Origin of the sequence: Streptomyces sp. 11-1-2 (assembly GCF_003595545.1) — a bacterium.
Taxonomy (GTDB): Bacteria; Actinomycetota; Actinomycetes; order Streptomycetales; family Streptomycetaceae; genus Streptomyces; species Streptomyces hygroscopicus_B.
Window position 1 is genome coordinate 2,194,114 of the sequence record NZ_CP022545.1, and the last position, 14,228, is coordinate 2,208,341.

Sequence of the window (14,228 nt, forward strand, 5' to 3'; positions counted from 1 at the left end):
CCAGGTCACCCACCATCACATCAACCGGCCGCCACTCCGCCAGATTGGTCAACGGGATCACAAGGTTGAGAGAATCCTTCCCGTTCGCATCAGCGGATGTCCGCGTACCAGTCCGTGTTTCGAGTCAGGTGGCGATAGCCCACCCACTCCTGAGCGAGCCGTTTGCCCCCCGTGAGAAGGCTGACGGTGTCCGGTCGGTTTGCGAAGGGAAGCCAGCTCGCCAGTCGCTTTCATCCGGGACCTCCTCAGCGCGGGCCTGCCCTCGCAGGTCATCCGCGACATCCTTCCGTGTGCTGGGCAGGCGCAGCCTCAAGGTGACTGCGCTCCGATAGGATCGAGCTCGCCGACCGGACGTTCCTCGGCATGCGGAGGCTGAGATGGATCGGGCACTGCTGGCCGACTTTCTCCGGGCACGCCGGGAGGTGCTGCAACCGGAGGACGTAGGGCTTCCCCGCGGCTCTCGGCGTCGTACCGGTGGGCTGCGGCGTGAGGAGGTGGCCGCGCTGGCTGGTGTGTCGGTCGATTACTACAGCCGGATCGAGCAGCAGCGTGGTGCGATGCCGTCCGAGCATGTGCTCGCCGCGCTCGCCCGAGGGCTGCACCTCAGCCTGAGTGAGCGGGACTACCTCTTCGACCTCGGCGGGCACTCTGCGCCGCGGCGGGTCCTGCGTGAGGATCACGTCAGCCCCACCATGATGCGCATCGTCGAGCGGCTTTCGGACACGCCCGCGTTGGTGATGTCCCGGTTCAACGAGACGCTGCTGCAGACCCGTCCGGCGATCGCCCTGCTGGGCGACTACACCCGGTTCAGCGGACTGTCCCGCTACCTGGTCTACCGCTGGTTCACCGACCCGGCGCAACGCGACCTCTATCCCGTCGAAGACCACGCCCTGCGGGGCAGGGTCTTCACCGTGGATCTCCGGGCGGCGTACACGGCGGACCCTACGGGCAGGGCCGGCGAGATCGTGGCAGCGCTGCTTGAGGTCAGCCCGGAATTCGCCGAGGTCTGGCGGTTGCACGAGGTGGACGTCACCCACCATCTCGACCTCAAGCGCTACCGGCATCGTGAGCTGGGCGAGCTGGAGTTGTACTGCCAGCGACTGGTGGACCCCGACCAGGCCCAGGAACTGCTGGTCTTCTCCGCCGTACCCGGCTCAACGAACTACGAAAAACTCCAACTCCTGGCAGCCGTAGGCGCTTAGGCCTCGTCGGCTGTCGGTCGGCTCATACATCCAAGTTGCCGCTTCGTATATACGGCGAATCATGACCTAAGGGTTCTTCGAACAGGAAGACGTCGCCCGGGGCGAAGCGCCCCCGTTCCACCTGCACACCCGCGAGGACGAGGTGTTCATGCTGATCAAGGGCACGGCCCTGGTGTGGTCCGGGGAGGAGGAGCACGAACTGCGCGAGGGCGGGATCGTGTACCTGCCCCGCAACGTCCCGCACGCCTACCGCATCACCTCCGACCGCGCCGACCTCCTGATGATCGCCACACCCGGCGGCATCGAGGGCATGTTCCGCCACGCCGGACGCGACCTCACCACCCCACGCCCCGACGGCTTCGAGATCCCCACGTCCCTCCTGGCGGAAGCATCCGAACTCTACGGCGGCGTCATCCTCGGCCCGCCGCGCTGAACAGCTCGCGGACCCGAGCGCCCGTGCCGGAACAGCCGTCACCCTGGCTACCGCCCGGTCTCGAAGGCACTGCCTCCGAGGCGACGGCGGGCCCGTTTCGCTTCCCGCTCCCGACCGCCGCGGCCGACGTCAGGCAAGCGCCGGTCGCCCAGGAGACTTTCATGCCTCTCCCTGTCCTGTTCGGCGCGATCTGGCCCGAACGAGACCACACCCGACAGATTCGCGCGTTCGCCGCCGAAGTCGTACCCGCAGTCCGCGAAGCCCTCGCACGGAAGACCTGACCACTCCGTGCTCTCGGGCCCGGCAGCACCCCTCACACAACGGCACCGGCCGTACCTGCCAGAGTCCTTCCTTTCCCGGGGCAGCGTCTTCCTCTTCACCGGCCACGAGGGCGGCACGGTGAACCGCCCCTGTCCGCCCCGCCCTCGAGAACGCCGACCACCCAACGATGCCCGCATCCGCCGCGTCGTCGAGCGCACCGGAGCCCGCATCACCTCCACCGACCAGGTACTGGTCGGGCTCGCCACCGGCTCTGCCGGCCCTCACGGACAGAAATTTCCGGTCCTTCCCTTCGACCCGGCCCCAGGTGATCCCATGAGCGACGAAACGCCCCTCCCCGACGGATTCGAGAGCATCACTGTCACGGCGAACGGCACCCGGCTGCATGCCGTGGTCGGCGGGTCCGGTGCACCCGTACTTCTTCTGCACGGCTGGCCCCAGACGTGGCGGGCGTGGCGCCACCTCATGCCGGCCCTCGCCGCGCACGGTTACCGCGTCGTCGCGCCCGACCTGCGCGGCATGGGTGCCTCTGACCGTCCCCCGAGCGGATACGACAAGGACACACAGGCAGAGGACATGCGTGAGCTCCTCGCACAGCTCGGCATCCATGGCGGCGTGCGCGTCGTCGGGCACGACATCGGTGGCATGGTGGCCTTCGCCTACGCCCGTCGCCACCCCGAGGAGGTCGAACTCCTCGTCCTCGCCGAACTCGCCGTACCCGGCCTCGGCTTGGAGCAGGCGATGGACGTGGCATCCGGCGGTCTGTTCCACTTCGGCCTCTTCATGACCGAAGAACTGCCCGAGCTGCTCCTCGAAGGTCGGGAGAGCGACTTTCTTACCTGGTGGTTCGGCTGGTTGTCCGCGGTACCCGGAGCCTTCCCGCCGGAAGAGGTCGCCACCGTCGCCTCCTCCTACCGCGGATACGAGGCACTGCGCGCCGGCTTCGCGCACTACCGCACCCTCCTTGAGGACGGCCGCGTCAACCGGGCGTGGCACGAAACCGGAGGAACCCTTCCCATGCCCGTACTCGCCATCGGCGGCGAGCACAGCACAGGCGCCCGACTCGCCGACAGTCTGGACACGGCCGCGCCGCACCTGACCGGTGCGGTGATTCCGGGCAGTGGCCACTTCGTGCCCGAGGAACGTCCCGATGCCTTTGCCCGTGAGCTGCTCCCCTTCCTGTCTGCCCCGCCCCGGCCCACCGGGCGCATCTGATAGCTCAGCGCATTCACAGCCGCTCTCGACGCAGTGCAGGCCGATCCCGCAGGCGTCAGGGCCCACGAGGTACTTACTGCCACATACATCAATTCCCGCACCCATAAGGCCGCCGCCCGACGGCTGGGAGTGCCCTACGGCACCTACCGGCGCCACCTCGCCCTGGCCACGGAACGGCTCACCGACCAACCGCTGCGCCAGGCGGCTACCGCATCTGCAGCTCGCCGACCCCGAGTCCGACAACCTCCACGTCCTCGCGGGTACCGCACCGGCCCATAGCCGACTGCACCGGCTGGTGCTCTGTGACGAAAAGCGGATCATCTCTCCCGCATCGCATGGTTTGCCACGGACAACTTGTCCGTGGATAAGTACGGCCTTCATCCGGGGTTCTGGTTCACGTGATGCTTGATCAGTCGAGCGCGGGAGGACGGGCTGCATCTCGAGTTGCAGTCGTACTGCCAGTGGCAGGTGCATCCCGAGCAGGGCCAGGAGCTGTTGCTCTTCTCCCCCGTGTCCGGCTCACCGAGCCACGAAAGGCTCCGGTTCCTGGTAGCCGTTGGCGCCTGGGCCTCGCCGGCTGTCGGTGGGCTCATACATCGAAGTTGTCGCTTCGAAGTGAAGCAAGGCATGGCCTGAGAGTGCTTCGAAAGCGAAGCACCTCACGTATATCGAGAGACGAGGGTTTCCCATGAAGGCAGTGCGTTTCCACGAGTACGGCGAACCGAGCGTCCTGCGTTACGAGGACATCGAGCAGCCCGTTCCCGGCGTCGGGCAGGTTCTGGTGCGGGTCGCCGCGACATCGTTCAACGGCGTCGACGGCAACATCCGCGGGGGCTTCATGCGGGGTCCCATCCCAGTGACGCTGCCGCACACTCCCGGCATCGACGTCTCCGGTACGGTCGAAGCGCTGGGTGAGGGCGTGGCCGACCTCGAGATCGGCGACCAGGTCGTCGGCTTCCTGCCGATGGCGGGCGATGGCGCGGCCGCGGAGTACGTGGTGGCTCCGGCCGGGATTCTGACGCCGGCGCCCACGAGCGTCCCGCTTCCCGATGCCGCCGCGCTGCCGTTGGTGGGTCTCACCGCGTGGCAGGCGCTGTTCGACCACGCGAAGCTGACGGCGGGACAGCGCGTGCTGGTCAACGGCGCGGGCGGAGCGGTCGGCGGCTACGCCGTGCAGCTGGCCAAGAACGCCGGCGCGTACGTGATAGCCACGGCCGGCCCGCGCAGCAGCCGGCAGGTCGAGACGGCGGGTGCCGACGAGGTCGTCGATCACACCACCACCGAGGTGACCCAGGCGGTGACCGAGCCGGTCGACGTGGTGCTCAACCTCGCGCCGATCGACCCGGCGCAGCTGGCCGCGCTGCCCGGCCTGATCGCTCCCCGTGGAGTGCTGGTGAACACCGCGGTGTGGATGCCCGCACCCAGCGACGAACAGCGCGGCGTGCGCGGCATCGACCTATTCGTCCGCAGCGACGCCGACCAGCTGTCGCGGCTGGTGGCACTGATCGACTCCGGCGAGCTGCGCGTCGACGTCGCGCAGCGAGTGCCGCTGGCGGAGCTGCCGGCAGTCCACGCCCAGGCCGCCACGGGCGAGCTGCACGGCAAGGTCGTCATCGTCGCGCCCGCCGCCTGACACCGACCGGCCGGCCTCGAAAGGAAACGACCATGACACTGTCCCTGGATCCCGAGATCGCCGAGGCGCTGGCCCCGATGGCCGAGGTCAAGCCGCCGGCCGTAGGCGACATCGCGGGCCGCCGCGCCATGTGGGAACCGATCATCGGCGCCGCGGGAGCCGCGCAGCCGATCCCGGCCGACGTGACGACCCGCGAGCACTACGCGACCGCAGACGACGGCAGGCACATTGGAATGCGCTGGTACGTCAAGGACGGCGCCAAGCCCGGCCCGGCCGTGCTGTTCTTCCACGGCGGCGGATACATCTTCGGCCACATCGACCTGTTCGACGGCCCGGTCTCCCGCTACGTGTCCTCCAGCGGCGTGCCGATGCTGTCGGTCGAGTACCGCCGCGCCCCCGAGCATCCCTTCCCGACACCGCTCGAAGACGCCTACGCCGCACTGCGCTGGCTGCACGAACACGCCGCCGAGCTGGGCGTCGACGCCAACCGCATCGGTGTGATGGGCGACAGCGCCGGAGGCGGCATGGCAGCGGCCCTGACGATCCTCGCCCGCGAGCGCGGCGGCCCGCGGATCGCCCAGCAGATCCTGCTCATGCCGATGCTCGACGACCGCACCACCACGCCCGACCCCCACATCGAGCCCTACGTTCTGTGGTCCTACGACGACAGCCTCACCGCATGGCCGGCACTGCTCGGCGAGGCCGTCGGCGGCTCCGGCGTCCCGCCCACGGCAGCTCCCGCCCGTCTCGAGGACGCGACCGGCCTGCCACCGGCCTATATCGAGGTCGGCCAACTCGACGTCTTCCGCGACGAGGACACCGCCTACGCGACCAAGCTCAGCCGCGCCGGCGTCCCGGTGGAGTTCCACCTTCACCCCGGCGTTCCGCACGAGTTCGACTCCATCGCCTTCAACTCCGACGTCGCGCGGCGTGCCATCGCCGATCGGGTCCGGGTGCTCAAGTCGATCTGAGCCGCAACCACCGACCTGCTGTCATTCACCGGCGGCGACAAGGCACGGAACCCAAACCGTTCGTCGAACGGTCCCGAATTCAGCGAGGGAGGGGCCAACCGGAATGCAGTCCTGTCCCTGCCTCGAAGCCACGGTTGAAGTGTCCCGGCGCCGGCACGCAGGTGCCCGTTCACCGCGTACTGCCGCAGGCTGCTGACCGCCGTCAGAAGGTGCGGCAGGCACTCGATGTTCAGGTCGACGGTCGGGTCACTCACACCATGAATCTCATTGCTTCCCATTCGAAACAATTCATGTTCGTTCATGCTTCACAGTGAATACACATCACCAAGACGGGAGAATATAGGTGTCCGACAAGAAACCGATCACGGCAAAGGGTGCGACCGAGCCCCAGGGGGGCACAGTGGTGGCCCAGGCGATACCGCTCCTCATCAGCTCAGCCGACAACACTGTTCCGATCACAGTCCAGCGGCGAACCTCGGTGGCGCCCGCCAACGCGTTCCGACTGATCGTTCCCATCGACCTGTCGAGCGTTTTCCACCGGGTGGCACCGTTCCCCGGCGTCAAAGGCGTGAAAAACCAGACCGAGACATGGGATCACGTCGGCCCCACCAGGAACCCGCAGTTCGACGACGGGTCGCAGGCCGACGAACAGTTGATCGAGTACACGGAAGGCTCGAGTTTTGCGTATCAGCTGACGGGGTTCACGAACATCCTCTCCCGACTCGCGGCTGGCGTTCGAGGAGAATTGAACTTCAACCCCGACGGCGATGGCACCCTCATTCGGTGGACCTACGAATTCAAGCCACTTCCGGGTCGTCGCTGGATTCTCGCCGGTCCATTCACTCCCCTCTGGCGCCGATACATGATGGCCGCCCTCGGGAGGTGCCTGCAAGTGATCGAGTCCGAAGAGATCAACTCCTGAACTTGTTTTTCAACAGCCGTGCCTGCATGGGCAGTTGGGCCTGCGGGAACGTGTGGCCCCGTTGTTGCCCGCTCGTCCGCCCAGGCAGCGTTGGTATCCGGGCCGTAACCAGTCCAGCTCGCCGCGGGATCCGAGTTCGTCGAGGACCAGACGGTGGAGTTTGGCCCACACTCGGGCCTCGGTCCACTCGGTGAAGCGCCGGTGGGCCGTCGCGCCGGATGGGAAACCCACCGACGGCAACGTCGGCCAGGCGCCCCGGTCCGACCTCACCAGCTTGCCGAACAGGCCGGTCACACCCGCCCCGGACCGATGCAGCGCATGCTGCGCTACGCCCGCTGGGACACCGATGCCGTCCGCGACGACCTGCGCGCCTACACCGCGCCACCGCCTGTCACCGGCGCTGGAACAACGTCACCGCAGCAGCGACTACGTGACCCGACGACCAAGATCAAGACTTACAGCTGCCGTGACGGACCGCCAGCCCGGTTGTAGTGGACAGGCGGGAGTGGTCGGAATTACTTTGTGGCGAACCAGGATATACGGTCAACGGCCTGGCTTCGCATGGGTTCGGGCAACTCCAAGGGCTTGAAGGTGACAGGCCAGTCGGCCGGCCGGTAGCCCGCGTTCAGGTCGACGTGATGCAGTTCGAGCTCGACGAGCTTGCGTAGGACAACCTGGCTGGCCGGGAACGGCTCAAGGTGCAGGATGGTTACACCGGTCGTCCACGCGTCATCGGGTGTTGTATCGATGGCGGCCCGAAATGCCGCCGCCGTCCGTTCGATGTCGGCTACTTGCCCGGCGACCGGTCGGCTCGCACCGATTTCGATGGACCTGTCGCGGGCTTCTTGACTCGCGTAGGCGGGGATGTCGGTCCCGGTGCGGACTGTCTCCAACAGGTTTCGGTGCGCCTCAGCGGCGCGGGCAATGTGGGTGAGGACGTGGCCGCGGGTCCAGCCGGACAGCAACGACGGTTCGCTGACCTGTTCGTCGGTGAAGCCGCCGGCGGGGCATCTCGGCGAAGGACTGAACGGCGCGCTCCCGCACCCCCGCGGTGAGCCTGAAACATCGACACCGGGATCGACGACGTCACATACTGGCCCTCGTCGAAATCTGACAACGGGGCCTTCTGCGTCCGGGCCTTCCAGGACAGCGACTTCTGCCGCAATCACGATGAGGAATCGCAGTGAACGCACCTACGTCGCCGACCGTTTGGGTGACCGGCGAGACCGTCGACGGCCGGTACCGGGTGATCGGCGAGCTCGGCCGGGGCGGGATGGGCGTCGTGCACCGGGTACGGCATCTCGTCTGGGGCATCGACATGGCGGTGAAGAGTTCGCGGCCCGAGCTGTTCCGGAGCCCCGGTGATCAGGAGCTGTTCGCCAGGGAGGCCGAGGCGTGGGTGTCCCTCGGGCTCCATCCGAACGTCTGCGCCTGCCATTACGTGCGGGTGATCGACGGTGTCCCCCGCGTGTTCGCCGAGTACGTCGACGGCGGCAGCCTGGCCGAGTGGATCGGCGACGGGCGGCTCCACGCCGGGGATGCGCGGCAGGCCCTCGCCCGTGTTCTCGACACGGCAGTCCAAGCGGCCCGCGGGCTCGAGCACGCCCATCGCAGGGACCTGGTGCACCAGGACGTGAAGCCGGCCAACATTCTGCTCGACGGCACGGGCGCCGCGAAGATCACCGACTTCGGTCTCGCCCGGTCCAAGGCCACCACGGCCCCGGCTGACCTCCAAGTGGCGCCGGGCGTAAGTGTGTTGGTGCCGTCCGGCGGCATGACGGTCGGCTACGCGTCCCCGGAGCAGCTCGCGGGCGAGCCCGTCGGGCGACGCAGCGATGTCTACAGCTTCGCGGTCTCGGTCCTGGAGATGTTCACCGGCGGCGTGCACTGGGCGGCTGGTTCGGTCGCGGGTCTCGCGCTGGAGGATTACCTGGCCGACCCCTCGAATCCGGTCGCGGCGCCGCCGGAAGTCGCCCACCTGCTCCGGCGCTGCCTGCGGCAGCACCCGGCCCGCCGGCCTGCCTCGATGGCGGACATCGCGGATGTACTGACCGGGATCTACGAGCAGGTGACCGGCTCGGCGTATCCGCGTGCCACGCCGGAGGCCGCCGATCTGCGCGCCGACGAGCTCAACAACCGTGGCCTCTCGCTCCTCGACCTGGACCGGGCCGCCGACGCCGAGCAGGCCTTCGACGAGGCGCTCGCGGTCGACCCGCACCACGTCGGGGCCGTGTACAACGGTGGCCTGTTCCGGTGGCGTACGGGGGCGATCACCGATGGGGAACTCGTCGCCCGGTTGGAGGCGATCCCGCGCGGCTCCGGCGCGTCCTCCTGGCAGGTGCGGCTGTTTCTGGCCCGGGTCCACCTCGAACGCGGCGACCTCGCGGCGGCACGCGACCTGCTCGACGCCCTCGCGCGCGAACGGCCCGACGACACCGACGTACGGGCGGCGCTGCGGGTGGCGGCCTCCGGAACCGTGGCCGATGCCCGCCACACCGGCACCCGCGAGTTCGGCGAGCCGTTCGCGCTGCCGTTCGCGCCGGTGAAACTGCTCGCCCGGCACGAGGTGATGGGGTACCTGCCGATCCGGTTCGCTCCCGACGGACGCCTCGCGCTGAGCGGTCACTGGGACGGCGTGCTCCGGCTGTGGTCCACGGCGACCGGCGCACAGCGGTTGGCGGTCAAGGGCCATCGCACGCAGGTGCTCGGCGTCGACCTCACCCCTGACGGCTCGTACGCACTGTCCACGAGCCGCGACGGCACGGTGCAGTTCTGGGATCTCAGGGCGGGCAGGTGTACCCGCGTCATCCGCTCCGCAGCACGCGCCACGGGGTGCCCGGTCAGGTTGAGTGCCGACGGACGCATCGGTGTGTGGCAGGGCGTGGACGGGCGCGTCCAGGTCTGGGAACCGCGGACCGGGACCTGCCGGTGGTTGCTCGGGGCAGCACTCGAGGACAGCGCCCTGGACGGCTCGCAGTACGAGGTGAGCGCCGACGGGCGCCATGTGCTCACCGCAGAGGAGGACGGGGCGCGGCTGTGGAGCGTGGCCGATGGCCGGTGCCGGGTGCTGGCCGCCGGCTCGGCGACGCATGCGCTGTGCTTCAGTCCCGACGGGCGGATGGTCGCGGTGGCCGGCAAGGACCGGGTGATCCGGTTGTGGGATGTGGGGGACGGCCGGCAGGTCCGTACGTTGCGTACGTTGACGGGGCTGACCGCCGCGGCCGGTCACCTGGCCTTCGGCGACAGTGGGCGGCTGCTGCTCTCCGGAACGACCGGCGACCACACCGTTCAGATCTGGGAGCTGAGCAGCGGCCGGTGTCTGCGGACCTTCACCGCCCACGCGTACGGGATGCACCACGTCGGATTCCCCGACAGCGACGACCGGTTCGGCTGCTCCGTCGGCGGCCATCCCGAACTGCCCATGCATCGCTGGCGGTTGCCCGATGCCGAATACGCCGCCGAACCGCACGTGATCAAGCCGCGCGAGTACGCGGAGGTCAGCCGGCTCGGCGGACTGGCCGAGGAACTGCTCGCCGACGCGCGCCAGGCGATGTCGAACGGCCGACACCGGTCAGCCTTCGCCCTGCTGACCCGCGCACGGGAGATACCCGGATACGAGCGCGCCCCCCAGGTCCTGGCCGCCTGGCACGAACTGGGCCGCTCGGCCCGCCACGTACGGCTGGGCTCCGCCTGGTCGCGGCCACTGGACGCCGGCCCCCTCTCCTACGGCGCCATCACGGCGATCGGTGTCGCCGCGGGTGTCCGGCTCGCCGTCAGCGGGCAGAGCGACGGCACCGTACGGATCTGGGATCTGGACAGCGGCGCGTGCACGCACGTCCTCGACGATCACCCGGGCAGGGTGGGCGGGGTGGCGTTGAGCGACGACGGCCGGCACGTCCTGTGCGAGGGCACCAAACCACTCGCGATCATTCGGCGGCGACTGGCAGACGGCGAGTGCCGTCGGCTGACTCCGGACTGGGACATGAGGCGGACCATCGGGTTCACCGGCGACGGAAGGTACGCCTGGCTCGGCGGCGGCGACGGTGTCCTGCGCCGATGGGACCTGGACGACGACCGCTGCGTCGCGACGATCACCCAGAACGGCCCGGTCAACGTGATCTCCACGTCCGCGGACGGACGGCTCGCGGCGGTCGGCGACTCAGGCGGCGTGGTCCGGCTGCGGGATCTCGACACCGGAGCCTGCCTGCGGACCTGGACCGGCCCCGGGGAGCCGATCCTGTCGGCGTGCCTGAGCGCCGACGGCCGCCTGGCCATGTCCACACACCAGGTCATGTCCTCGGGCGCCAAGGACGAACCGATCCGGCTGTGGGACGCCGGTGCCGGGCGGTCCGTACGCGAGTTCGCGGGGCACGAGGGCTGGGTCTCCGCCGTGCGGTTCACACCCGACGCCCGGTTCGCCTTCTCGGCCGGCCACGACAGATCCGTACGGATGTGGGAGGTCGCCACCGGCCGATGCCTGCACGTGCTCGAAGGGCACCAACAACGCATCCGGCACCTCGAACTCACCCCCGACCTGCGCAACTTGGTGTCGGCGGGAGACGACGGCCTCCGGCTCTGGGACCTCGACTGGGAGCTGGTGGCCGACTGAGCGGAGCGGGATGCGTACTGTCCGACGCCGCAGACGGCAGGCGACGGCGAAGATCGCGGACTTCGGCATCGGAAAGGCCTTTGACCAGGCGGGCCTGAGCGGGCTGACACGCACCGGCACCACAGCGGGCAAACCGATGTTCATGCCGCGCCAACAGGTCATCGACTTCCGCAAGGCCACCCCCGCCGCGGACGTCTGGGCATTTGCCGCCTGCGTCTACCACACGCTGACCGGAAGGACCCCGCGCGAGTTCCCGCGCGCCAAGGACCCCTGGCAGGTCGTCCTGCAGGAGCCGGCCATCCCGATCCGCCGCCGCGACCCGGCCATCCCACGAGGCCTCGCGGAGGTCATCGACACGGCGCTGCGGGAGCACCCCGAGATCGGCTGCACGAGCGCGGCGGAGCTGCGCGGGGCGCTGGAGCGGGCGACCTTGAGGGCGCGGGCCGCCGGGCGCGATTCCTGATCCGGGACCGGGACCGGGAAGTTCCCCGATACGACGGCGCGAGCGCCTCGGCGGCATCCTCCACGAATACCGACATGCCGCATGACCTGCCCGGATGGGATTCCGGCAAGCGCAGGGGTGCCGACGCGGTCCGCGACGACGTGTGTGCGCGGGCACGGTGCTGAAGTCGGTGATCCGTTCGCAACCGGGTGTCCGGAACCATTGGGTACCGTCGAGCGGTGCTTGATCACATGGACGTCGAAGATGATGAGCAGGGAACTGTGCGGAAACGGGGCGGCAAACGCCGGTGGGTGATCGCGGGCGGTGCGGCTGTCGTCGCGGTCGTCGTCGCGGTCGGAGTGGTTCTGGCTCAGTCCGGGCCCGAGGGCATCGCCGCACCCCGCACCTGCCACACCGCGGCTCACGGAACCGCGCCCTCCAGCGCCCCGGCGAAGGGCGCCCAGGCACCGGCCGGTGCCGCGCCCGCCGCGGACTTCGACGGTGACGGCCACCCCGACCTGGCCATGGGAGCACTGGGCGACGTGGAGAACGGCAGCGGCGGCGGCAGCATCGCGGTGGCGTACGGATCGGGCGACGGGACCGCCCTCGCCCACTGCCAGTACCTCACGCAGAACGACGCCGGGATACCGGGGAAGGCCCGGGACGAGGCGTTCTTCGGGACCGATGTGGTGGCCCGCGACTTCGACGGGGACGGGTACACCGATCTCGCCACCGCCGTCTTCGACTGGAAACCGAGCGTGATCATCATGTGGGGTTCCCCGGACGGGCTGAAGAGCGCCGTCCGGGTGCCGGGGACGGACGGCAGCCACGTCTCCTGGGCGCTGGACCCGATCCTGGAGGAGCAGCTCGTCGCTGGTGACTTCGACGGGGACGGGCATGCCGATCTGGTCTTCGGGCTCGGTTCCGACAAGGGCCTGCTCAAGGGGCCTTTCAAACGCGACGGAGCCCCGGCGGGCACCGGCCCGGTGTCCGCACCGCGCCAGCCCGCAAAAGACATCGACACCGCGAACTACCGCGGCCTCGTCGCCGGGGACCTGGACGGTGACGGTGCCGACGAGTTGATGGCCCTCCACCACGACAAGCCCCTCGGCACAGCCCGGTTCGAGGAGCGCTGGCCGGTCAGTTACTTCCACGCCCGCCGCGGCGGCCTCGCCCAACCAGATGACATCGACCTCCCCGACGCGGCGGCAGGAGGGGTCGGCGATATGGACGGCGACGGCGTCGCGGACCTCGTGCTCAGTCCCCGGCGCGGCAAGGCGAGCCATAGCTCGGTGACCGTCGTGTACGGCTCCAAGGCCGGGCCGGGGAAGGGGAAACAACCGACGACCATCGACCGCGACACCCCGGGCGTACCCGGCGAGGAACCTCAGGACGAGGACGCCGCCTTCACCTCCCTGGACACCGGTGACGTCAACGGTGACGGCTACGCGGACGTGGTGGCCGGCTCACCCCGGAGCGAGGAGTACGCGAAGCCGGGCCCGGAACAGGTGCTGCTCCTGCTGGGCGGTCCAAACGGCCTGACCGGTGAGGGAGCCCGAGTCATCGATCCGGGCGACATCGGCGGCAGGGGGAGCGCGCGGGCCACGTTCGGTATGTCGGTGCGCCTCGTCGACATGGACGGCGACCACCGGGCCGACCTGACGGTGGCCGCGCCGGGCGACGACAAGATTCGCAGCTCCGCATGGCTGCTGCCCGGCACGGACCAGGGGCTGTCGACCGGCGGCGTCACCCGGCTGTACGGCGACAGTTTCGAGCGGACCGGGAAGCTGGACCTCTATATGGGAGGCGGCGGGATCGCCCGCTAGTGCTCTGACCGGGAAGGTTCACCGGGGCGCAGGTAGGGACGAGTGGATGGGGCGCAATCTGGTCGGGGCATGCATGAGCCACTGCGGAAACAGTTGGACACGTCCTGCCCTCTCCACGACGATTCGAGCTGTGACAGACAAAGTCGAGCGCCGGACTCCGGCACCCACGAGCCCGAAGTCCGTGCGATTTGTTGAGTTGTCGAGCACGACCATGAGCGCCTTGCTGAAGGACGACCTGGCTCGCGCCAGTGCCGAAGCAGGTGTCGCTCTCACCGAGTACTTCGTCACCGACACGGCAAAGTGGGTGTGGCAGTATCGGGTCAATCAGCTGACCTCGGACCCGGGTTGCACGGGGTGGCTCACTCAGATTGTGGTGGCCGAGCCGGAAGGTGCCGTCGTGGGGTATGCCGGGTTCCATGGGCCGCCGGATGAGGCGGGGATGGTGGAGCTCGGTTACTCGGTGGTCCCCGTCTACCGTCGTCAGGGCTACGCCAGGGCGATCCTGACCGCGTTGGTGCATCGGGCCGTTGCCGAAACCCGAGTCGGGACCGTGCGGGTGACGATCAGTCCTGACAACGCCGCATCCCTGGCCACGATTTCGGGGTTCGGCTTTGTGGAGGTCGGAGAGCAATGGGACGAGGAAGACGGCCTCGAACTCATATTTGAAGTTCCTGTCTGATCAAGCTGCTGCTGGAA

The 14,228-nt window shown here is 68.9% G+C and carries 10 protein-coding genes and 2 pseudogenes; 10 read left to right on the top strand and 2 right to left on the bottom strand.

The genetic code is table 11. The features are described 5' to 3' along the window. The first annotated feature begins 377 nt into the window (after positions 1–377). The 6 genes and pseudogenes from CGL27_RS08950 (at position 378) to CGL27_RS08980 (ending at position 6,655) form a co-directional block, all read left to right on the top strand. A complete protein-coding gene (locus tag CGL27_RS08950; protein WP_119985805.1) occupies positions 378–1,202 on the top strand; it encodes a helix-turn-helix transcriptional regulator in 825 nt (274 codons plus the stop codon). A gap of 100 nt (positions 1,203–1,302) precedes the next feature. Next, positions 1,303–1,635: pseudogene (locus CGL27_RS08955) on the top strand (cupin domain-containing protein); the annotation flags it as partial. Positions 1,636–2,229: 594 nt separating this feature from the next. Further along, positions 2,230–3,129: an alpha/beta hydrolase gene (locus CGL27_RS08960; RefSeq protein ID WP_119985809.1), complete on the top strand. Its 900-nt coding sequence runs from the start codon at positions 2,230–2,232 to the stop codon at positions 3,127–3,129. A gap of 688 nt (positions 3,130–3,817) precedes the next feature. Continuing rightward, entirely contained in the window at positions 3,818–4,762 is a 945-nt protein-coding gene (locus CGL27_RS08970; protein WP_119985811.1) for an NADP-dependent oxidoreductase, read from the top strand. A 32-nt stretch (positions 4,763–4,794) separates the two neighbouring features. Next, positions 4,795–5,733 (top strand): alpha/beta hydrolase, encoded by a 939-nt coding sequence (locus CGL27_RS08975; RefSeq protein ID WP_119985813.1) that lies wholly within the window; start codon positions 4,795–4,797, stop codon positions 5,731–5,733. A 343-nt stretch (positions 5,734–6,076) separates the two neighbouring features. Beyond that, positions 6,077–6,655 (top strand): SRPBCC family protein, encoded by a 579-nt coding sequence (locus CGL27_RS08980; protein WP_240450409.1) that lies wholly within the window; start codon positions 6,077–6,079, stop codon positions 6,653–6,655. Between the two features lie 102 nt (positions 6,656–6,757). Here the strand turns inward: CGL27_RS08980 and CGL27_RS08985 are convergent. Further along, a pseudogene (locus tag CGL27_RS08985) lies at positions 6,758–6,874 on the bottom strand (IS5/IS1182 family transposase); the annotation flags it as partial. Between the two features lie 296 nt (positions 6,875–7,170). Next, a complete protein-coding gene (locus CGL27_RS08995) occupies positions 7,171–7,848 on the bottom strand; it encodes a maleylpyruvate isomerase N-terminal domain-containing protein (RefSeq protein WP_119985817.1) in 678 nt (225 codons plus the stop codon). Here CGL27_RS08995 and CGL27_RS09000 point away from each other — a divergent pair. From CGL27_RS09000 to CGL27_RS09015, 4 genes are all read left to right on the top strand, one after another. Next, positions 7,839–11,264 (top strand): protein kinase, encoded by a 3,426-nt coding sequence (locus tag CGL27_RS09000; protein WP_119985819.1) that lies wholly within the window; start codon positions 7,839–7,841, stop codon positions 11,262–11,264. The genes CGL27_RS08995 and CGL27_RS09000 overlap by 10 nt on opposite strands. A gap of 10 nt (positions 11,265–11,274) precedes the next feature. Further along, on the top strand, positions 11,275–11,727 hold the full coding sequence (locus CGL27_RS09005; RefSeq protein ID WP_240450410.1) for a protein kinase: 453 nt from the start codon (positions 11,275–11,277) through the stop codon (positions 11,725–11,727). A 230-nt stretch (positions 11,728–11,957) separates the two neighbouring features. Next, the gene (locus tag CGL27_RS09010) at positions 11,958–13,532 is read left to right on the top strand and encodes an FG-GAP and VCBS repeat-containing protein (RefSeq protein WP_240450411.1); all 1,575 of its coding nucleotides are present in this window, start codon (positions 11,958–11,960) and stop codon (positions 13,530–13,532) included. A gap of 211 nt (positions 13,533–13,743) precedes the next feature. After that, the gene (locus CGL27_RS09015; RefSeq protein ID WP_078647767.1) at positions 13,744–14,211 is read left to right on the top strand and encodes a GNAT family N-acetyltransferase; all 468 of its coding nucleotides are present in this window, start codon (positions 13,744–13,746) and stop codon (positions 14,209–14,211) included. The last annotated feature ends 17 nt before the right edge of the window (positions 14,212–14,228 follow it).